The sequence below is a fragment of the Thermogemmatispora sp. genome (assembly GCF_042408735.1).
GTDB lineage: Bacteria > Chloroflexota > Ktedonobacteria > Ktedonobacterales > Ktedonobacteraceae > Thermogemmatispora.
The window spans coordinates 36824-57528 of the sequence record NZ_JBHOQV010000128.1; the positions used below are offsets into that span (position 1 = coordinate 36824).

General features: G+C 61.9%; 13 protein-coding genes and 1 pseudogene. 3 read left to right on the forward strand and 11 right to left on the reverse strand.

What is annotated here, in order from left to right; genetic code table 11:
* The first annotated feature begins 212 nt into the window (after positions 1-212).
* From ACFMO7_RS12610 to ACFMO7_RS12620, 3 genes and pseudogenes are all read left to right on the forward strand, one after another.
* On the forward strand, positions 213-1064 hold the full coding sequence (locus ACFMO7_RS12610) for an SLBB domain-containing protein (protein WP_376795838.1): 852 nt from the start codon (positions 213-215) through the stop codon (positions 1062-1064).
* 117 nt (positions 1065-1181) lie between these two features.
* Positions 1182-3715, forward strand: a pseudogene (locus ACFMO7_RS12615) (ComEC/Rec2 family competence protein).
* A gap of 424 nt (positions 3716-4139) precedes the next feature.
* On the forward strand, positions 4140-4703 hold the full coding sequence (locus tag ACFMO7_RS12620) for a hypothetical protein (protein WP_376795839.1): 564 nt from the start codon (positions 4140-4142) through the stop codon (positions 4701-4703).
* 215 nt (positions 4704-4918) lie between these two features.
* On the opposite strand, the gene ACFMO7_RS12625 is transcribed toward ACFMO7_RS12620, so the two are convergent.
* The 11 genes from ACFMO7_RS12625 to ACFMO7_RS12675 all read right to left on the reverse strand — a co-directional run bounded on the left by ACFMO7_RS12625 (position 4919) and on the right by ACFMO7_RS12675 (position 20703).
* A complete protein-coding gene (locus tag ACFMO7_RS12625; RefSeq protein WP_376795840.1) occupies positions 4919-5938 on the reverse strand; it encodes a tyrosine-type recombinase/integrase in 1020 nt (339 codons plus the stop codon).
* Positions 5939-6687: 749 nt separating this feature from the next.
* Positions 6688-7200, reverse strand: coding sequence for a hypothetical protein (locus ACFMO7_RS12630; RefSeq protein WP_376795841.1), 513 nt, complete (start codon positions 7198-7200; stop codon positions 6688-6690).
* A gap of 287 nt (positions 7201-7487) precedes the next feature.
* The gene (locus ACFMO7_RS12635) at positions 7488-7814 is read right to left on the reverse strand and encodes a putative quinol monooxygenase (RefSeq protein ID WP_376795842.1); all 327 of its coding nucleotides are present in this window, start codon (positions 7812-7814) and stop codon (positions 7488-7490) included.
* 266 nt (positions 7815-8080) lie between these two features.
* Positions 8081-10036, reverse strand: coding sequence for a protein kinase (locus ACFMO7_RS12640; RefSeq protein WP_376795843.1), 1956 nt, complete (start codon positions 10034-10036; stop codon positions 8081-8083).
* A gap of 101 nt (positions 10037-10137) precedes the next feature.
* Positions 10138-11151 (reverse strand): tetratricopeptide repeat protein, encoded by a 1014-nt coding sequence (locus tag ACFMO7_RS12645; RefSeq protein WP_376795844.1) that lies wholly within the window; start codon positions 11149-11151, stop codon positions 10138-10140.
* 2 nt (positions 11152-11153) lie between these two features.
* Positions 11154-12503: an AAA family ATPase gene (locus ACFMO7_RS12650; protein WP_376795845.1), complete on the reverse strand. Its 1350-nt coding sequence runs from the start codon at positions 12501-12503 to the stop codon at positions 11154-11156.
* Positions 12504-12935: 432 nt separating this feature from the next.
* Positions 12936-13955 carry a hypothetical protein gene (locus ACFMO7_RS12655; protein ID WP_376795846.1) on the reverse strand — a complete coding sequence of 340 codons (1020 nt, stop codon included), beginning with the start codon at positions 13953-13955 and terminating at the stop codon, positions 12936-12938.
* A 287-nt stretch (positions 13956-14242) separates the two neighbouring features.
* Entirely contained in the window at positions 14243-15133 is an 891-nt protein-coding gene (locus tag ACFMO7_RS12660) for a hypothetical protein (RefSeq protein WP_376795847.1), read from the reverse strand.
* A 66-nt stretch (positions 15134-15199) separates the two neighbouring features.
* Entirely contained in the window at positions 15200-16441 is a 1242-nt protein-coding gene (thrC, locus tag ACFMO7_RS12665; protein WP_376795848.1) for a threonine synthase, read from the reverse strand.
* A gap of 152 nt (positions 16442-16593) precedes the next feature.
* Entirely contained in the window at positions 16594-17622 is a 1029-nt protein-coding gene (locus tag ACFMO7_RS12670; RefSeq protein WP_376795849.1) for an alpha-hydroxy acid oxidase, read from the reverse strand.
* A gap of 126 nt (positions 17623-17748) precedes the next feature.
* Positions 17749-20703 carry a molybdopterin-dependent oxidoreductase gene (locus ACFMO7_RS12675; RefSeq protein WP_376795850.1) on the reverse strand — a complete coding sequence of 985 codons (2955 nt, stop codon included), beginning with the start codon at positions 20701-20703 and terminating at the stop codon, positions 17749-17751.
* Positions 20704-20705: the final 2 nt, after the last annotated feature.

The following is a 20705-nucleotide window of genomic DNA, read 5'->3' on the forward strand; positions in this document are numbered from 1 at the left end:
CATTCCGCCGCTCTGATAAGGCGCCTGTCCCGCCAAAGGTGCGCTCTCCTCTCCTCATCCTCCCCTATTACTGCTTGCTTCTTAAGTTTCTATGCGACTTATCAGCATCATTATTAGATTGACACATTTAGTTATTGACAGATCGTCAAAGGCCGTGGTACCATGCCCCTGTATTTTCTGGGAACAGAGAGTAGGTAGAAAGGGTTTGGGTCATGCAAAATAGCTACCAACATCCATCCTGCGAGCGTTCTTCCCCCACATTTCCCCCCGCTCCTGGCAGCGCTCTGCGGCCCGGTGAGGTTGTGGAAGCCGCTGCTGAGAGCCACCAGGGTCGCATAGAAGAGTTGGCCCTGGCTGAGACGCTGGAGCTGAGCGTCCCGGCTACTGTGAGAACGTCCAGAGGACGACGGCTACGGGCGGTGGCGCTCTTTCTCTCCTTTGTGCTGGCCTTGACTCTCTATTTGGTCTGGCAGGGGGCGGCTCCCGCCAGGGCGCCCTGGTCGTCGCTTCCCTCTGGGAGCACGCCAGTCTCCCCGGAGCCTACGGCGGAAGAGGGATCGGGCGCCGGGCTGGCCGCTGCGACGGCTACGGCGCCCTCGCTGGCCTCGACGCCGGCGTCTGGCATTGTGGTCTATATCGTGGGAGCTGTACGCCATCCTGGAATCTACAGGCTGCCGGTAGGCGCCCGTATCTACCAGTTATTGCAGGCGGCTGGCGGCCCGCTGCCCGAAGCCAATCTGGTGACTCTCAATCTGGCCGCTGTGCTTCACGATGGCGAGGAGATCTATGTCGCGCGCGTTGGGGAGATCCCTCCGCTGATTGGGAATGGCGGCTCTACTCTTGACAGCTCCAGTGCGGCTACCCCCGCTGCTGCCTCTGCTCCGGTGAATATCAACATCGCCAGCGTCGATGAGCTGCGCCAGCGCTTGCATGTCAGCGCAACGACTGCTCAGAATATTGTCAACTATCGCCTCCAGCATGGCCCATATACGGCAGTTGAGCAGCTTCTCCAGGTGGTTAGCCGTTCGATTTATGACCGGATCAAGAATCTGGTGACCGTCTGAGGATGGCGGCAGAGAAGGGGGATGGCTGTGTTGTCCTGGGTGGCTTTAGAGGGAGGGCTACTGCGGCTGCGGAAGCTGCCGCTGATGGTGGTCTGTTCGGGCTGGCTTGTGGGCCTGATGCTGGCCTATTGGCTGGCGCTGCCTGCGCTCTGGCTGCCATTGCCGATGGTAGCTGTCCTGCTGGTGCTCCTGGTTGGTTGGCGCCGCTGGCCTTTGGTCGCTGTCCTCTTGCTCTGCCTCTCCGCGCTGCTCTGCGGAGCGTGGCGCATGGCGGTGGCCGACCCTCGTCACGATCCCGAGGCAGTAGCCAGCCTGCTCCGCTCTGGCAGGGAGAGCGGCACGGTGGTGATTTGGGGCGAGGTAAGTGCTCCTCCTGCTCTGGAGGGCCATGCTCGTCGCCTGCTGGTAAGCGTGGCAGAGGTGAGCGACGATGGCGGCTTGCGCTGGTGGCCGCGGCATGGTGAGATCGCCGTGCTTAGTTCTGGCACGCTGCTCGATGATCCCTATGGGCCTGCTTACGGCGATGAGGTTGTCTTGCGGGGACGCCTCCAGCCCCCTGCCGCTGGCAGCTCGCCCGATCTGCAGGCGGTGATGGCTTTCCCGCGTCTGACGGTGAAAGGGCACGGAGGAAATCCGCTGCTGGCCTGGCTCTATGCGCTCCGCTTCGCGTTGGCCAACGTGGTAGGAAGGGCCTTGCCGCAACCCGAGGCCGCTCTTCTGGTGGCGATTTTGCTCGGCCTGCGGACGCCTGCCTTGCAGCCGCTGACTCCTCTGTTCAATGTGACTGGCACCGCGCATTTGATTGTCCCAAGCGGCTTTAAGGTGACGCTCCTCGCCGGCCTGGTAGGGCTGCCGCTGCGCCCTCTGGCTCGCCAGATGCCTGATGCCTGGCTTCTGCTGCCGGCCCAGCGTCGGCGTGCTCAGCGTCGGCTCTGGTTCCTCTGTGGGCTTCAGCTCCTGGCGATTGCTGCCTACACCGTCCTTAGTGGAGCTGGACCGGCAGCCTTGCGCGCCGGTTTGATGGGGGGCCTGCTGGTCCTGGCCCCCAGGTTGGGACGCCGCTACCACGTCTATAGCGCGCTGGCGGCGACGGCTCTGGCTATGAGCCTCGTCGATCCCTTTGTTCTCTGGGATAGCGGTTTTCAGCTCTCCTTTTTGGGGACATTGGGAATTGTCCTTCTCACCCCTCTCTTCGCCCGTCCTCTGCGTCGGCTGGAGGATCTTCCTTTGGGCTCGATGCTGGTAGAGTCCCTGGCAGTGACGCTGGCGGCTCAGCTAGCAACCTTGCCTATTTTCGCACTGACCTTTGCTCAGCTTTCGTTCGTGGCCCCCTGGCCAATCTGCTGACAGTCCCTTTGTTGGAGCTGCTACTCTTGCTAGGGGCGACTATCTGCTTGCTGGGAATGCTGTGCTTCCCTTTGGCGCTGGTGGTGGGCTGGCTCTCCTGGTTCCCGCTGCATTATGTGATCGGCGCTGTGACGCTCTGTGCCCGCCTCCCCCTGGCCTGGTTGAGTACAGCGGGGTGGCCGCTCTCGGTCCCGCTGGCCTGGGGCTACTATCTGGCGCTGGCCAGCGCCCTTGGACTGGGTTGGCACTCTTATTCGCGGTGCCTGGCCCCGTCGGCAGGCGCTGGTCCCAGATGGACACAGGCGGACCACCCGCAGTCGGGCAAGGGACATGGGCGCGCTCGTGGCTTGCTGCTGGGGACCCAGATGGCTCTGGCCCTCTGGCTGCTCCTGGCGACCGGCCTGCAGGCTCTGCTGGGCGGCGGCGATGCAGGACTGGTAGTGACCGTTTTCTCGTTGGCCGCTCCCTCGGGCGTGAGTGGCCCCGCCATTTTGGTCCAGATGCCGCAAGGAAAGATCTGCCTGATCGATGGCGGCCCCGATGCGGTAGCCCTCGCTCACGCGCTCGACCGGCGCCTGCCTTTCTGGCAGCGCCGCCTCGATTGGCTGGTCTTGTCCTCTCCGCTGCTCTCGCATCTGGCGGGCCTCCAGGATGCAACGGCCCGCTTTGAGATAGGCCAGGCTCTGGATGGGGGCGTGCTCCATCCAGGGACGGGCTACGCTCTCTGGCGTCGTACGCTCCGAACCCGTGATATCCCCTATCGGACGCTGCGTCAGGGTCAGGTGCTTGGGCTGGGGCAGGATCTGCGCCTGGAAGCCCTCTGGCCCCCAGCTTCCCTTCATCGCGGAGGAGATGAGGCCCGCAACAATGCGCTGGTCCTGCGCCTGGTCACCCCTGGCCTGCGTATCTTGCTGCTGGGAGAGGCCGCTCAGAGCGCCTACGCCCTCAATGGTCTGCTGGCCACTGCCCGCTCGACCTCCTTAGACCAGGTGGATGTGGTTCTGGCCGCTCTGGCTGCTGACCAAAAACCACCTCCTGCACTCTTCCATCTGCTGGAGCAGGTGCGACCCTCTCTGCTGGTAGTAGATATACCACCCGATCGCCCGGCTGGTCGCCCATCGCGCTCTCCGCTTCCAATCCCTTCGCCGCCTCCAGTGAGGACGCCCGCAGCTCGGACGGCTGGGTCTTTGCCCTCTTCTGTGCCTGCCTCGCTGGTCGGCAGAGTGTTTTGGCTGAAGGCCCCTGCAGCCTTCAGCCTTCAGCGCCGCCCCCCCGGCTGGTCCTTTGGCCTGGTACCTCCGTGAGTGCAGGACTGACCGCCTGCCTGGAAACTGAGCCTCCGGCCTGAAAAGTCGACCAGGGGGTAACCTCCTCAGAACAGGCTGGTTCAAGACCAGGGAGGCAGGTGAAAAAAGCGGAATGCTGGAAGCTTTCGGTCGAGACTGTCGGTGGAGACTGCCTTGCAACAGTCTCCGCGGAAGGAAGGCCCGCACCGGGGCCAGACTCACCGTCGTCAGTACGCTGACTTCCCACGGAGGAAGAGGATAGGTACAGTATGGCGTTCTTTGCCTTCTCAGGCTGATCTGTTTTGCAGAGTCAGGCGCATAGTGATATGCGGCCTACGAGGAGCACGAGTTAACAGCCCTGTTGCTAAGGCAGCTTTTCATGCTATCATAGGGGGGACTCGTTGATAGTTAGTAAGACAGAACGAAGGAGCATTGACCCCTTATGAGCCGCTGTGAACGCTGTGGCTACGATAGCCCCGACCATGTGGCGATCTGTCCCATCTGCGGCTCGGTGATTACCTCCTCCGGCCCCTATGCCCCCCTGGGAGGCTCGGAGCTGTCCGGGAGCGTGAGCGAGCCATTTTCTTCCTATAGCACTAGCGGCTGGGGAGAGGTCGGCTCTGGCTCGCAGGCCGATGTCTGGCCGCAGCAGTATTATGGACACTATGCGCCGCCTCAGCAGGTCAACGTGACGGTGGTCCAGCCCCAGAAAGAGGTGGCACCCCTGATCGTCGAGCTTTTGTTATCCCTGCTCTTGAATATCTACGGGATTGGCTGGTTGATGGCTGGAGCACCCCTCGCTGGGGTCCTGCTCCTGGTCGGCAGCATTGTCATTGCCTGGCCTCTCCTCCTGATTTCTCTCTTTTTCTGGCCCGTCTGCTGCGGCTTAAAGCTCATGCTCATTGTGGGACTGGTGATCAACTCCGTGCTCTTGAATAACTATCTGGATCGCCGAGCAGCTAGCCGTTTATTGCAGGTCCCCCCACCGCTCCCACGCCAATGGTAGAATCGGCGACAATGGATGGGGCTGCTTTCTCGGCGCGAAAGCAAAGGTACCAGAGAGGCTCTGGAGCAGCAGGAAATGCTTTGCATCCTACTTACTTACAAGAAACTCGCCGTTGGCTAGCCTTGGGAGTGCAGCCGCCCCTTCGCCGGTGCGCTGGTGACACCTTGTCCTGGTAGCTCGCTCGTCAGGAAATGATCGGTGGAAGCTGGAAGCAGTCAGGCCGGAAAGGCCAGGCGCCGGTACTTCTCTCGCGATTCCAGCCAGGCTTCATCGGAGAGGCCCAGCCGCTCGCGCAGCGTCTCGAAAGAGACGCCTGCTCGAAGCTGACGGACAGCGAAGGTATCGCGCAGCAGCTGCAACGTCACCCGCTTCTTGATGCCGGCCGCCTTGACCGCGCGCGCCAAAATATAGTTGAGATTGCGGTCGGTACAGTTGAAGAGTGTCTCACCCGACTGGTGCTGGTATTTGCGCAAATATTCCCGCACGATCTCGGTAAACTCAGGTGGCAGCGCCAGACTGCGCTCTCTGTGCTGCTTGCCCGTAGAGGGGGGGAAGTGGACACTCACCAGCGGCTGCTGGGGATTGGAGAGGTCAATGTGCTCCGGTTTGAGAATCATGATCTCTTCTTTCTTGAGGCCCGCGTGCAGGGTCAGGTAGATCAGACAGAGGCAGCGTACGTCGTCAGCCGCCGCTTTGAGCAGCCGCTCGATCTCTTCATCGAAAAGAAGCTCCGGCAGTGGCGGCAGCGGGCGCTCCAGAATAAGGCTGGCCGAAGGATCCTCGCGGATCACCCCCTCACGCGCCAGCCAGGAAAAGAAGTTCTTGAGAAAGGTCACTCGCCGGGCCATCGTCTTGGGTGCCGGCGTATGGTCCTTGTTGCCGAATTTCAGCTTCATCAGCCAGTCGACGAGGTCTTCTTTGGTAATCCGGCCAACGGGCGTCTCCGGCCCCATGAATTCGGTGAACATCTTGAGGTCAGAGAGAAAGCAGGTGACGGTGTAGTTCGACTTGCCTCGTAACTTTAGCTCCTGCTGATAGGGCAAAGCGCAGGCTGCCAGACTGGACTGCTCCGTCAACGGCTGGGTACGCACCAGCGGCGGATACGGTACCTCGCCCGGGTCCACCGGTTCGGTAATGACCTGCGTCGTGCCCGGGAAAAGACCACTTTGGACCACAACTTGCTCTTCTTGAAGTCGGCTCTCCGCTGGCTGCTTCTTCTGACTATCCTCGTGCATGAGCTGCTCTCCGGTGGTAGTTTCATGCTCTGGAGCTGTTCTTTTCGTGTTTCATTATAGCAGGAGAAGCCTGCACTGTTCAACCTTCGCGCTCGCTTCCCGTGACTCCTTTCTCCCGCCCGCCTTTTCTCATGTGGAGGCAGTCATGCGGTTCTCGCTGGCAACAGCTAGAGAGGATGGCCTCTTTAGCTGAGAGAGGAGCAGAGGGGTGACCTGGGCTGGCTGGCCTGAGGCGGCCCTGGGTTGGCGAGAGGACTCTTGGCTAGCCCGATTCGGGCAGGACGGGCAGGATGGCTGCCTGTGCCTGTCTTCTCCTCTCCGAGGGCCCCTGATTGTATGAGCGCCTGCGGCTCTTGGACTCCTGGAGGTCTGTCAGAGCGCTGGCGCCGACGGGGGACCGCTCTGAGAACAACCCGGACTGATAATGAAGATAGCCCTTCGCCGTTTCCAATGCGCGAACTGACCTGCGGGGGAGCAGCTGGTTGAACCTGAACGTGACGGCAAGAAAACAACAGACCTCTCCCGAGTTGTCCTGACCTTGGGAGGAACAATCGGTTGAGGTCCTCTCGCAGGCGTGCTCTTAACTTAACGCTTTAACGTTAGCTTGCTATAGTAGCGGGGTGCGACAGCGGGCCTGTCCCCTGGCGAATAGGGGAGCTGGTCGAAGCAAGAAGGCCATTCGCTCAGACTGCTGCATTGGACTGAGATCTGTCAGCCGATTCAATCCGACCCGACCCATCGTCAGCGAATCATGCCAGCTCGTTTTCGTGGCCTTCTGACCTGCCTTCTCCTTCGGCTTTTTCCTCTCGTTCTGGGTTGCTGGCCTCCGCCGTCTCCTCACTCCCCGGGGAGAAAAGGGGGGCTTCCAGATCCTCCGGCTCAAACTCCTCCTCGTCAGCCTCCTCGCTCTCCTCAAGACTGACCGCCCGTCCCCAATCGCTATAGCGCGCCGGTCGCGACTCCTTCCAGACACGGATGGTAGGTCGCATAGCGGGGAAGGTGCGCAGTCCCTCTGGTGCAGCAGGGCCTTCGAGCTGAGGCTCGTAGGCCGGAGCGCTCTCCCGTACCAGGACTTCCTCCCCCCAGGCCATAGCGTCGAAGCCTAAGCGACGCAGATCCATGACCATGCCGGGCCAGGTATCCTCTGGGGCAATGGCCCACCATTCGCGCCCCCACAGGCGTACCGGGCGAACCCGCAGAGGACGATTCAGATCCCCCAGAGTAGCTAGCAACGACGAGCGCTTGCGTTCCGCTTTTTTCATAGCTTGTCAACCGTCCTTCCCAGGACTGAGACCACCTGCTCTGGTCTCTTCTCCTGGCGCCGCGCTGCTGTGTGCAGTGTGCCTCAATGCTGCTTGCCAAGCAAGGCCAGGAGAGTCGGATCTGTATCCTTCCGCTATTTACGATACCACATAACCCGGGCCATTGCCAGTAGAGGAGGGCGCCGCTGGCCTCCTATCTCGCGCCCTACCTCGGGAGCGAGAGGCGTCGGCTGGCAGCGCCCTCGTGAGAAAACCTGACCGGCTAGCCGGTCACCAGCCGGCTCTGGCTAGGCCGACTGGCCTGACCGCTGGCCTGGCTCTGACAGCCCAACACGGGCGATGATCTCTCCATCGTGCCACTCTGGTGGACCTTCAAGCCAGCGCAGCATGCGCTGATAACGCTGGTCCTGCTCCTGGCTGCGAGCATTGGCCAGGTAAGCTTCTCTGTCGCTGAAAGCCACAGCGATATAGCATTCCTGGGCATCGGCATCCATGCGGTAAACCAGCGTCGCGACGGTTCCAGGCACATGGGCCTGCTCAAACTCGCGTAGCTCTGCCAGGAGCTGCTCCTCTGCTCCTGGCCTGATCCGGCAGTGGGCGACGGTTCCGTACATGAGATTTCCCTTTCTGAACTACAGTGCAAGACATTGCCGCATCGGATACCGGGCCGATGCTGTTGTTGTACCCCCTAACCCAGGTCCCTGGCAAGCACAACCACAGCCTGGCCTCAAAAGAAAGCAGCCAGTCAGCCAGCCAGCCTCATGTTCTCGCTGGCTAACTGGCTGGCTGACTGACTGAGTGGCTGGCTGTGGCCCGTATGGGTGGCCGACAGTAAAGCCGGTGCAGGGCTGCGAGCGATCTACGCTCTGTCGCTTGCTGATCAGCCCAGGGCGTAGATCGCTAGATTAGTGTAGACCACGTTGGCATCGTTGTCGCCCGGCGTAGCCAGGAAGGCGATATTGCCTTGCGCGTAGGTACTGTCATTGACCGTCGTCAGATAAACGTTGTTGACATAGAAGGAGAGGCTGCTTCCATTAGCAATGATTTGCAGCGTATTCTGTACGCCTGTTCCCGGCCGGAGAGCAGAGGAGCTGGCCCAGTCGGCGAAGGGTTGTGCGAAGCCCCCGTCGAATCTGGCAAGCCGATAGCGGCCCTGACTATCGACCTCGAAAAGGTAACCTGAGAAGAGATTGAAGACGTTTGGACCCAGGCGCACAACAACCCCGCCCGAGGCGCCACTGAGAATCTTCATCTGCACACTGAGGGCGATATTCCCGTAGCTATAGTTCGCCTCATGACAGAGACGCTGCGTTGTTGTCAGACTGACAGCCTGCACGACGTGGTAGCCGTCGCCTCCAAAGAGACAGTGGCTGCTGCGGTCCCAATTTGCCTGGCTGGTTGCCGGGTTATCGGCACTGGTCAGAGCGTCGCTATAGACCAACCTGCCGGCGGTGGCGGTCTGCCAGACGGCGGCGGTAGCCGTGGCCTGGGCCTGGACGGTGGCAGTAGCACCGGCAATGGCCGTCTGTGTCGCCTGGGCCTGGGCCGCGGCGGTAGCCGTGGCCTGCGTCTGGGCCGTGGCAGTCAGATCAGGTGTGGCTGTGGGCGTCGGCTGCTGTTCGCTTGTCTGACCACTGGTGGCCGTGGGCCTTCCGTTGGTTCCCTGCGGTGATGAGGAGAAGAAAGCCAGCGCTAAGGGAATCGAGACCACGAGGAGCAAGACGAGCGCCAGGGTGACCACAAGCAAACTCCGCCGCGTGGAGGAGGCCCTTGGGGGTTGCCCATAGCCAGGATAGCCTGTGCCTGTTGGGAGGCCTGCCGCCGGAAAACTGGCTGACTGCGCCACCGGATAAGAAGTTGGTTGAGGAGCCACCGGCGCGTGCACGCTACCCATACTGCGCAGGACCAGCGGCTGAGGCGCTCCCCCAGCTCCCGCGTTATAGGTGCTGGCCTGGGCCCAGTCCTGGTAGTGCTGGGCTGTGGCTCCCTTGGTTGCGGCCCGGCTGCTGCTGGCAACTGCCTGACAGAAAGCTTCGGCCAGCTCGCTGGCGCTGCCATAGCGCAGCTCTGGTCGCTTCTCCAGTCCCTTAAGGATCACCTGTTCAACTGCGGGGCTGAGGTGGGAGACGTAGAGATGGGGCGGAGGGGGCGGCTTGCTGATGTGCATCGTGACGACCGCGATCGGATTCTCGGCGCTGAAGGGCAGGCGCCCGGTGACCATTTCGAAGAGCAGGACGCCGAGCGAGTAGAGGTCGCTGCGCACGTTGGCCCGGTTGTCTCCCTCGAACAACTCCGGCGCAACGTATTCGACGGTCCCAAGCACGTTCCCGGTGCTGGTGAGCTGGGTGGCGTCGCTGGTGGTGCGCGCGATGCCAAAATCGGAGAGGTAGCAGTGCCCCTCGGCATCCAGGAGCACGTTGGAAGACTTGATGTCGCGATGGATGATCCCCTGACGATGGATATAGTCGAGGGCAGCGGCTATCTCGCGCAGGCTGCGACAGACCTCGCTGAGGGGAAGCGGCCCCTGCCGGATACGCGCCCGCAGCGTTCCTCCCTCCATAAATGGCATCACGATGTAATACCAGGTCAGGCCGTCGATCTGACCCGAGCCGGTGTCATAAATCGGCACCAGATGCTCGTGTTTGAGTGCAGCCATCAGGCGCGCCTCGCGGATAAAGCGCCGCAGCAGCTCCTCGTCCTCGCGCTTGAAGATCTTGATCGCCACGGTACGCTCAACCGCCAAGTCATAGCCCTCATAGACGTCGGCCATGCCGCCTTTGCCAATGAGCCGGCGCAATTCATATCGATCGAGGGTTTTCCCCTCCAGACCTGCCATGCATCTTCTCCCGATTTAAGTCTCACGGTCTCGGTTAATTCTATCCCGCCCGTCGCCAGGTGGCATCTCCCTATAGATACAACGGTTGACCCTCCCGTTCGTTACTTGATCCAGCCTCGCTTGATAAGAAAAAGCAGTAGCGGGGCCATGACCGCACGGTAGAGCAAAAGGAAGCCATAGGGAGAGACGATGAAAAAGCCGAGACAAAGGAGGATCAAGGATATGTTCGACAGCAGCGGGTTCCTACTCGCGAGAGAGGAATCGGAGAGGGCCCTGGTGAGAGAGAGTAGCAGCCTTCCTGCGATGCAGGTAAACAGGGAGGCGGCCAGGCCGACGCCAAGTCTCAGGCCCTGGGAGGCTTGCCGGAGAAAGGCGCGATAGCTGACGATTGGCCGATAGAGGGGGTGGGCCGCGCGGATGGCTTTCAGCAGCCGCTTCTGTGTCTGTTTGTCGTTGGGGTCCAGGCGAATAGCTTCCTTAAGGACGTGCAGAGCCTCCTGTGGCTGTACCTGTCTATGGAGCAAGAAGTCGCCGTAGTCGCTGAGGATCGTCGCATCCTGGGGGGCGAGTGCCAGGGCGCGGCGATAGGCCTGGGCTGCCAGTGCCAGGTTGCCATCGGCAATGGCCTGCCTGGCAAGCAATGCCTGGATCTGGGCATCCTCGGGATCAAGTTCAACGGCCTTATAGACATAGGGGCGCGCTTCGTCTGCCAGAGGCACCGGATAGGAGAGGTAGATCGCTCCGAGAAAGTAGTAGGGCCAGGGGTGGCTGGGATCAAGCGCTATCGCCCTTTGAAACTCGGCCCGAGCCGACGAGAGTTGCAGCCTCCTGCGCAAGATCATCCCGTAGAGCAGATGCAAGGCACAGGATTGCGGGTCAAGCCGCAAAGCCGCCCGCACAGCTTGCTCAGCCTGGGCAAGGTCCTTATTCCGCAGAGCGGCTATGGCCATCAGGGTGAGCGCTCCTGTGTTCTCAGGCTGGGCCTGCAAGACACGGGCGATAAACTCCATCGCTAACTGGGGACGATCGATGTTCAGAGCAGCGATGGCTTTCTTATAGTATTCGCGCGTAAACCCGTTGGGGCTTGCCTGAAAGTCCTTTTCCTGCTCCGTCATAATTACCACTTTGTCTTCTGCAGAAAGCGAACCACGTCGTCGTAGAAGCCTCCCTCGTTGCTATAGGTAGCGTAGTTTTTGGCGGTGGCGAACCATTCGAGGGTCGAGGGACGGACCTCTTTGAGGGCGGCCTGGAGGTCGGCGGTGCGCAGGGGACGCGGCTTCCCGGTCTTGAGCGCTTCGCTGAGCACGGCATCTGTGGCGCGCTCGCAGACGGCTCGGATATCGGCGCCGGAGAATTTCTCCATCTGCCGGGCGAGCTGCAGGTAATCGATGGCCTCGGTCGGTTTGTCGCTCATATGGATGCGCAAAATCTCGCGGCGTGCCTCCAGATCGGGGGGTGGCACAAAGATGATGCGGTCGAAGCGCCCGGGCCGTCGCAGGGAACTATCGACGAACCAGGGACTATTGGTAGCTCCCAGGACCAGAATCTCGCTGTTGTTTGCGGTGATGCTGTCCAGTTCGAGCAGGAGCTGATTGGTCAGAACGCGCTGGCCGTGATGGCGCATTTGCTGCCGGCTCCCTCCAAGGGCGTCTAGCTCGTCGATGAAGATGATCGCCGGCCGATGACGTCGCGCCAGCTCGAAGATGCCATGAAGATTCTTCTCGCTATTCCCAATGTACATGTCAAGAATGTCATGGATGGCGATGGGAAGAAAGTGACACTGGCTTTCACCAGCCGCCGCCCTGGCAAGAAGGGTCTTCCCACAGCCGGGCGGTCCATAGAGCAGGATACCGCCACCGATGCCTCTCCCAAAGCGGCGGAAGAGGTCCGGATGTTGAAGCGGATAGAGAATCTGCATACGAATCTGCTCTTTGACTTCCTCCAGACCACCAACATCCTTGAAGCTGATATTGGGCCGCTCGACTAGCCCTTGATCGCTCTCCCCTCGCTCCTCCGCCTCACTGAAGCGGAGAAGACGCAGCCTCGGTCGAAGCGGCGCGCCTTGTCTGAGCAGTTCCTCCTCGTAGATGCTGTCTGCCAGGCTTTCATCGAGGCCAAGGGCCTGCTCGTAGTAGTAGACGGCGCGCTGATACTCCTTGCGCGCGAGGGCGTTCCTGGAGAGCAGCAGGTAGATCTCGGGGGTGGCTTGCTGGGCCAGGGCAGTCTGCAGGAATTGCTCCGCACGTTCGAACTCGCCGCGCTGCTGATAGGCCCTCCCGAGCTGTACCCGGCTCGCCTGGTCGTTGCTGCGCTCTAGCACCGCCTGGAACTGCTCGATGGCTTCCTCGATGCGGCCCAGTCGGAGCAGCAGCTCTGCCAGATGCCTGCGAAGAGGTACGTTCTCGGGACTGACGGCCAGTGCCTCTTTTAATGCAGCAATGGTGCGCTCGTCTTCCTGATACGTCATTGCCTTCTCTATCTCGCTGAATCGTGGACTGTCAGGGTAGCAAAACCTTCTTCTCTTTCTCTGGGAGATGACCTATGCCGAGGCAGCTTGTCTGGTCTCTTCTCCATCTTACCCAACTGTATGCCCCACTGCGCCGCTGGCAGCTTTGCCTGTGCCATGATAAACTCTTGCCAGCTTTTGCTCCCTGAGACGCGCCTGCTCGGTCATATCCCTGTTAACTTTAGCAGCTCTGTTGCTGAGATGCAAGAGCGGGGAACTTTCAAGCTCCTGATCCTGGACTGGAGCCGCCTGAGATTGACCTCTGTCTGGGGATGCCGCGTTCCTGACTGACTGGCTGGCTGGCTGGCTGCATGACGAAACGCTGTGGCTGTCGCTCTCGTCGGGAGAGCGAGCAGAGTAGGCGCGGTGGGCGTAGGCTGCTTTTCAGGCAGCCTACGCTCGCACGTAGATCTGCTGCTGCTCGTCGTAGCGGTAGACCGCGTTGCCTTTGTGGAAGGTCAGGTTGCCGTGGGCGTCCAGGGTGAGCCAAAGGAGGACGCGGGTGCCCTGGGGGAAATGCAGAGGAAGCTTCCAGTGATCAAGGCTGCTTGGCCCCACAACGCCCAGCAGCCAGGCCCCTCCGTCGTCGTCAATGGTGTTGGGCTGGAAAGCATCGCAGGAAGGCGAGTGCTCGTCGTAAGTGTCGTCGATCTGAATCTGGCAGGCGTGCAGGGTGGCACCGTTGAGCGAGGTCTGAGGACTGGCATAGGGGTAGGTGCTCATCCCCGCTACGTGGGCCAATGGATAGGTGGCAAAGGCCCAGATCCAGGAGCCGTTTTGTACGGGCAGCGTGGTGGTCGCGTCAACGTTGACTTCTACGCCGGGGGCGATACGCACCTGCATAGTGCATCCCTGGGAGCAGTCGATGCCCTGGTCTGGCGGCGTCGGCACAGGAATGAGCGGCGTCGGCAGAACCTGGGGCGGCGTGACGGGCCGCGCCTTGAGGATGATGCCACCGAGGGCCATCAAGGGATACTGCGGTGAGAGGCGGATGACCATCCCCGGCTGAAGCTTGTGGCAGTCTTTGCCGATGGCCGCACTTAAGGCCCGCACGGTCTCAGGCTTGGCATCGCTGAAGATCTGACTGGCGTCAGCCATGTGCATTTGAACGGTCAGAATCTCGTCGCAGTTGTCCCCTTCCTGAACGGTGTAGAGCAGGGAACCCGGCTGCGGCAAGGCCCGCGCAAAGGCCGGATAGGGCGTCGGCACCGGGGTCGCCGGTATCCCAAGCGCGTAAAAAAAGCCGCTGATGGCCGGCATGATGCGGTCCCCCAGGCGGAAGCTATAGCCGAAAACGGGAGTAACAATAGCTCCAAACAAAATCAGGAGCAGCAGCAGCTTCCAGGGTACAAGACGCAAAAGCGAGCGCAATGTGTCGCTTGCTCGCGGGCGTGAAGGCATGCGACTGGCCATAAGGTGCTCTTCCCCTCACTTCATGCCGTCTCTTGGCATGCTGCTATTATAGCAAGACGGTGCTCTACTGGCTATCGAGGGGGACCGACAGGCTCCTCTGGCAACGGAGGATGACCCCTATTGTTATTCTACCAGGCGTGCCATGCGAGCGAGGCCAGGCGCTCAAGAGAGGCCGGCCGGTCAGAGGCCCTGCGGAGGAGGGGTAGCTCTGCGGGCAGAGGCTGGCTGACTGGCCGGCCATGCGAGGGGGCCAGCGCTGGCGACTGCCCGCGCGAGGCCCTGCCTCTCTAAGGGAGGATCCAGGTGCCGGTGCGTCCGGCCAGAGCGCGTCCAATGGCCTGGGGACAGGTGAGTAGAGCCGCGCCGCCACCGCGCTCCAGATAGCGAATGACGGCGCGAATCTTGGTGTGCAGGCGCTGGCTGGCAAAGTATCCGGCGGCCTCGTGCTGACGCAGCTCGGCGAGGGTGAGCATATCAGGCACCTGATTTCCCCCAGCTTGCTGGGGGAAGAGTGGCACCTTCTCGGTTGCCGTGGCAATCAGGAAGAGGTCGGCGTTCAGTTGAGTGGCCAGAAAGCTGGCGGCTAGCTCGCTCTGGAGCCTGACCTCCACTGCCTGCAGACGTCCCTCTCCGTCGCGCACGACGGGGGTGCTGCCGCCGGCAGCGGCGATGACAATAAAGCCTGCCTGAAGCAGGGCCTTGATGGCTTCCTGCTCTACCAGCTCCCGCGGCTCGGCCTGTGGCCCATCCCTGGCCTCCAGGCCCTGGCTCGCTGAAGCGCTCGCCTGGGCCTCTGCCTCCCGCCTCACCTCGGCTCCGGCCGGGCTGACGACGACGCGCGTGAGCAGACAGACACTGCGGCGATTGAGGCCGCGCTGCTGCAGCTCGGCATCGAGCGATGTCTGGATCAGATGGCCTACTCTCCCCTGAAGCTCCGCCGCGCGACTCGCGGGGAGACAGCGGCTCATGAGCAGCTTCCTCTCAGGGAGCTGCCCGTCCGCTTGCTCGCTCTGGGGGGCATTGTCATGCGTAATGACAACGCTCCAGCCGTTGACTATCAGGTCGACGCTGTACTTCGCTGATGCGCATATGGCCTCAAGCTGCCCAGGCCCATCCCTGTCTCCCTCGTCTTCGATGAGTGCGTTACCGCCTATGGCAACAACAGCCAGCTTGCTCATTGAACGGGTATCCTCCTCGCTCGGGTAATTCTCTCCGCTGGCCAGCAAGCATCTGCGGTGGTCTTCTCAGGCACTGACCTGCAGCTCCAGGGACTGCAGTCCCTCGGCGCCTCTGGCGAGCGTGACAGGCTCTGCTTCTCGCTGCTCGATGGCCTCGCCGTCGCGCTGACCGCTGGCCGTGGCGAGTAGGACCACCATCTCGTGGCGTTTGATCTTGTCTTCCTCCAGCAATTGCCGCAGGGCTGCGTAGGAGGCTGCCCCCGCCGGCTCAACGAAGATGCCGGTCAGGGTTGCCAGCTCCTTGCGGGCCGCCCGCAAAGCCTCCTCGCTGACGGTGATCCCGAAACCACCGCTCTGGCGCACGTGGCGCAGGGCCATTGCGCCATTGTGTGGTTGGCCGACCGCCAGGCTCTCTATCTGCGTGGTGGGGGCCACGGCCTCGGGTTGGCGCATAGCCTCATTCTCGAGAGCGCGCACGAAGGCCGGCGCACCTTCTGTCTGTACGGCGATGAGGCGCGGAATTTGACGGACAACCCCAAGCTGGCGCAGGTCCTCGAAACCGCGATAGATGCCGCTGATCAGACCACCGTCAGCTACAGGGATCAGGATAGCGTCGGGAACTGCATGTCCCAATTGCTCGGCAATTTCCAGGCCAACGGTTTTGAGTCCCTCGACCATATAGGGATTGTAGCCGATGTTGACGTTGTACCAGCCGAATTTGCCTGTAGCCTCGACGCTCAGCTCAAAGGCATCGTCGTAGCTCCCGTCGACGGCAAAGACCTTGGCGCCGCACAGCTGCAAGGTCCCCGCTAGCTTACGAGCGCTGCGCCAGGGCAGCAAAAGCTGGCAGCTTAGCCCCACTGCTGCCGCCTGCAGGCTCAGCGCCAGGGCGCTGTTGCCTGTGGAGGCACAGATGAGCCTGCGCTCTTCCGGCAGAGCCAGGCTGGCCGCGACAAAGGCCGCACGGTCGCTATAGGAGCCGCTGGGATTGCGCGTTTCATCCTTCAGCCAGAGGTTGCGCATGTTCAGGTGCTTGCGCAGGCGCTCTGCCGGATAGAGCGGCGTTCCCCCGACGATCAGCGGCGGCAGGCGATTGCCGTAGGGAATAGGGAGGAAGGGACGGTAGCGCCGGATTGATGGGTCGCGGCTCTCGGCATGGTAGTTCCAACGAATCTGGTCATAATCGTAATGAACCAAAAGAGTGCCCTGGGGACCGCAGTTCGGGCAAGTGTAGTTCACGCTGCCCGGGGTATAGCTGCTGCCGCAAAGAACACATTCCAACTTCAGAATATGGCTCGCTAACAGCATAGAACCTGTCCTTTATGTTATGTAATGCAGTAAAGCGAGATGAGTAGTAGTGGGCTGGCTGACAAGCGCGGCTCTGGCCGGCTGCCAGTCTTCTTGTTGAAGAGAGAGGAGAGGAAGAGCGTTCTTCCTCCCCCTCATACCACCGTTTGCTATTATGGCACATAGCTTAGCCTGACCAGGGAGCGATCGATGCTGCTGAGGCTGGGACAGCCTGCCAGGGCCATCGCCTGCTCCAGCTCGTCGCGCAGAAGGGCCAGAACCTCGGCCACGCCCTGGGCTCCATTGACAGCCAGGCCCCAGAGGGGTGGCCGCCCAACGAGTACGGCCCGCGCTCCCAAGGCCAGAGCTTTGAGAATATCGGTGCCGCGCCTGATCCCTCCATCCAGGTAGACCTCGCAGCGCCCCGCCACGGCTTCGACGATCTCGGGCAAGACTTCGATGGTGGCAGGTACGCCATCGAGCTGGCGCCCTCCGTGGTTCGAGACAATGATAGCGTCGACACCATATTCGCAGGCTCGCTGCGCATCCTCTGCTCTCAAGATACCCTTGAGAATAAGGGGTAGATGGCTGAGTGAGCGCAGCCAGGGAATGATCTCCCAGGTACAGGAGGGATCTGGGAGGTCGCCCTCGCTCTCGTTCTCAAAATTGGCCTTGTAGGTGCTGCCGGTGAGGGGATAGCGCGCGCTGCGCTCTTTGTTTCCCCAGCGGGGCGTGTCGACCGTTAGGACCAGTCCCTGATAGCCAGCGGCTTCCGCCCGCGTCACCAGACGCTGGGCGGTGGGGCGCGTTGTAATATAGAGCTGGAACCAGAGCGGGCCACCAGCCGCAGCGGCGACTTCCTCGAGACGGCGGTTGGCCGAGCTGCTTACAATCATCAGGGTGCCGGCCAGAGCCGCGCCGCGCGCCATCTCGCACTCCCCCTCGGGGTGGGCCAGCCCCTGGAAGGCCGTGGGTGCGATGAGGATGGGCATCGGCAAGGGGGTGCCCAGGACCGTCGTCTTCATCTCGATCTGACTGACGTCGACTAGCACCCGTGGTCTGAGTTTGATGCGTTCGAAGGCGCTGCGATTGGCCCGGAGTGTCACTTCGTCCTCGGCCCCACAGGCGTAATAAACCCAGGAGCCGGTTTCCATGCGCTCGCGGGCCAGAGCCTCATAGTCGAAGACATTGATCAGGTCCATCCTGCTTTCTCACCTCTCTGCTTTCTGACTGGCGTGCCCTTCGCTCTCTGCTCGGCGGCTCTGCGGCTCGGCGGACCGAGAGGGCGCTACTTTGCCTGGCCCGCTCGGGCTGGCGCTGGAGGAGGATCAGCCCGGTCTGCCCGCCGCTTGCTGCCTGGCCAGATAGAGGGAGCGCAGCACGCGCTCGGGTGTCAGCGGAAGCTGGCGCAGGCGCACGCCGATCGCTTCGGCCACGGCATTAGCCAGGGCCGGGGCCACTGCAGCGACGGCAATCTCGCCAATATCGCGGATGTCAAGCGGGTCAGCGCCATCGCCCTCGAGCAGGACAATGCTGGTCTCTGGCATGTCGCGGGCGCTCAAGATGCGATAGTCGTTCAGATTCGTCGTGAGCAGGTTCCCCTGCTGATCATATACCATTTCTTCACATAGGCCATAGCTTAGTCCCTGGGCAATGCCACCTTCGATCTGTCCCTCGGCAATGATGGGATTCACAATGTGGCCGCCGTCGATCGCCGAGACGACCTTGAGTACGCGCGCTGCGCCGGTCTCGGTGTCAACTTCAACTTCGACCCCCTGAGCAGCAAAGGTCGGAGCCTTGCAGGGTGCGCTCCAGGAGGCCGTCGCGCTGATGACCCTTGGCTGCTCGCCATAGAGGGCCTGGAGAGCCACCTGGGAGAGGCTCACACTCTGCCCGCTCGGGGCGCTGATCAGGTAGTCTGCCAGCGAGAGGCTCTCGGCTGCTACCCCGAGCAGACCTGCAGCTGTGATGAGCAACTGTTTCCGCACCTGCTCCGCTGCTTGCCTGACGGCGTGAACGCAGGCGTAGAGGGAAGCCGAAAGGTCGCTGCTCGTGTCGAAGGGGGTGCTGTCGGTATCGGAAGCATGAACGAGGATATCCTCGGGACGCACCCCAAGGACGTCGGCGGCGATCTGGGCCAGGATGGTGTGACTGCCGCTGCCATTCTCGGGAAGGCCGATGTGCAGGTGGAAGGAACCATCCTCGTTGAGCTTCAGGGTGGCGCCGCTCAGTGAGGGCTGACGAGGGTCGGGCAAATGCATGGCCAGAGCGATGCCGACGCCACGCTGGATGCGCCCACCTGGTCCGCCGGTCTTCTCCGCCTGTCGGCGCTTTTCCCGCCAGTTCAACTGCTCCTCGACGATCTGCAGGCAGTGCGACAGGCCACAGTGTTTGAGCCGCACCTCTGCTGTATGAGTGGAGAGCCGGCCTGCTGGCTCTCCAACAGCGTCGTGGCCGATTCTGGCAGGTGGGAGGAAGGGATAGACGTCTCCCTCTTTGAGACAGTTCTTGCGTCGCAGCGCCAGGGGATCCATGCCTAGACGACGCGCGATCTCATCCATGTGGCTTTCGAGAGCAAAGAGACCTGCCCAGGCCCCATTGCTGCGCCAGGCCCCGGCTGGGGGGAGATTGGTGTAGACCGCCTGTGCGCTGTAGCGCAGGTTGGCAGAGGGATAAAGGGGCAGGCTGTTCTGCCCGATCCCGACGGCCAGCGAGGCGGCCTGGCCGCCATAGGCGCCGGCGTTGACTAATACCAGCATCTGGTTGGCAACGATGGTGCCATCGCGCCGGAGGCCCGTCTTGAGGCGAATGATCTGCCCTGGCCCTACGCGACTGCTGCGGAATTCATCGGCGCGACTGTATTCGAGGCGCACTGGACGATCGGTGGCCAGGGTGAGCAGAGCGCAGAGGTCTTCAACGATGAGATCATGCTTGGCGCCGAAGCCGCCTCCCACGCGCGGAGCCACAACGCGAATCCGACGCGGGGCCAGTCCGGTCAGGGTGGCTACGATACGCCGGACGTGATAAGGCACCTCGCTGCTCGTGCGCACGACAAGGCGGTCATCCTCATCCCAGTAGGTGAGAGCGACGTGGGGTTCTAGGGCGGTATGTTGGATCTGAGGCAGGACGTATTCGCCCTCTACGATTAGCTCGGCTCCGGCGAAGGCCCGCTCGACGTTACCTTGCTCAAACTGGATGTGAGCCGCGATGTTGCGGTTGGCGTCATAGATGTGGTACGACTCTGACTCTGGGTGGAGACGCGGTGCTCCCGGCTCTAGAGCCTGTCGGGGATCAAAGACGGCGGGTAATGGCTCGTAGTCGACCCTGATCAGTTTAAGAGCCTGCTCGGCGATTTCTGCCGTCTCGGCGGCAACGACTGCCACGCGATCCCCTACGTAGCGGACGATGTAGTCCAGACAGTACTGGTCGTGTGGCCCCGGCTCAGGCCAGGGACGGCCCGCGCTGGTATAGGGGAGGCGCGGAATGTCTTTGTAGGTGAGAATGGCGTGGACGCCCGGTAAGGCCCGCGCCTCGGTGGTGTCGATTTCCCGAACGAGGGCGTGCGGGTGAGGACTGGTGAGCAGACGGGCGTGCAGGAGACCGGGCAGGTCATAGTCATCGGCAAAAGCTGCTTTGCCTGTGACAAGCTTGGTGGCATCGATCCTACGCTCGGGCCGTCCCATCATGATATGCACGCGCTGCCTGCCTACAGGCCCCTGCTCGGCGGGCGCCTGTCGCTCGGGCAGCTCCAGCGGGGCCCGTCCGGGGTCCCAGGGACGAGTACGGGCCCCGCTGTCGGGAATGCTGAGCGGTTCGATGTCTTCGCCCCTCAGGAGCGCTGCGGCGCGCTGTACGGCCTGGACGATCCGGTTGTAGCCGCTGCAGCGACAGAGGTTCCCCGCCAGGGCTTCGCGAATCTCTTCCTCGCCCGGATTGGGATTGCGCTGCAAAAGTGCGTAGGCTGAAAGCAGCATCCCGGGGGTACAGAAGCCACAGTGGACGGCCCCTGCATCGATGAAGGTCTCTTGTAGAGGGTGAAGGCGGCGGAGCGAGCCAAGCCCCTCTACCGTGGTCACTGTCGCCCCGGCGGCCTGCATGGCCAGCATGACGCAGCTCGGACGCGGCAGGCCGTCGATGAGAACTGTGCAGGCCCCGCAGTGCCCGTGATCGCAGCCGTGCTTGACACTGTAGTAGCCCTCGCGCCGGAGGACATTGAGCAACAGCTCGTTGGGCGCAACGTCGAGGCTCTTGATCACTCCATTGATGCGCAGTTCTAGTTCCATGA

Bases quoted from the DNA above. Each gene is read 5' to 3' on its own strand.
- ACFMO7_RS12650 (WP_376795845.1), bottom strand. From the start codon at position 12,503: ATGACGTATCAGGAAGACGAGCGCACCATTGCTGCATTAAAAGAGGCA.
- ACFMO7_RS12675 (WP_376795850.1), bottom strand. From the start codon at position 20,703: ATGGAACTAGAACTGCGCATCAATGGAGTGATCAAGAGCCTCGACGTT.
- ACFMO7_RS12645 (WP_376795844.1), bottom strand. From the start codon at position 11,151: ATGACGGAGCAGGAAAAGGACTTTCAGGCAAGCCCCAACGGGTTTACG.
- ACFMO7_RS12620 (WP_376795839.1), top strand. From the start codon at position 4,140: ATGAGCCGCTGTGAACGCTGTGGCTACGATAGCCCCGACCATGTGGCG.
- ACFMO7_RS12670 (WP_376795849.1), bottom strand. From the start codon at position 17,622: ATGGACCTGATCAATGTCTTCGACTATGAGGCTCTGGCCCGCGAGCGC.
- ACFMO7_RS12610 (WP_376795838.1), top strand. From the start codon at position 213: ATGCAAAATAGCTACCAACATCCATCCTGCGAGCGTTCTTCCCCCACA.
- thrC (WP_376795848.1), bottom strand. From the start codon at position 16,441: ATGCTGTTAGCGAGCCATATTCTGAAGTTGGAATGTGTTCTTTGCGGC.
- ACFMO7_RS12655 (WP_376795846.1), bottom strand. From the start codon at position 13,955: ATGGCCAGTCGCATGCCTTCACGCCCGCGAGCAAGCGACACATTGCGC.
- ACFMO7_RS12660 (WP_376795847.1), bottom strand. From the start codon at position 15,133: ATGAGCAAGCTGGCTGTTGTTGCCATAGGCGGTAACGCACTCATCGAA.
- ACFMO7_RS12630 (WP_376795841.1), bottom strand. From the start codon at position 7,200: ATGAAAAAAGCGGAACGCAAGCGCTCGTCGTTGCTAGCTACTCTGGGG.
- ACFMO7_RS12635 (WP_376795842.1), bottom strand. From the start codon at position 7,814: ATGTACGGAACCGTCGCCCACTGCCGGATCAGGCCAGGAGCAGAGGAG.
- ACFMO7_RS12625 (WP_376795840.1), bottom strand. From the start codon at position 5,938: ATGCACGAGGATAGTCAGAAGAAGCAGCCAGCGGAGAGCCGACTTCAA.
- ACFMO7_RS12640 (WP_376795843.1), bottom strand. From the start codon at position 10,036: ATGGCAGGTCTGGAGGGGAAAACCCTCGATCGATATGAATTGCGCCGG.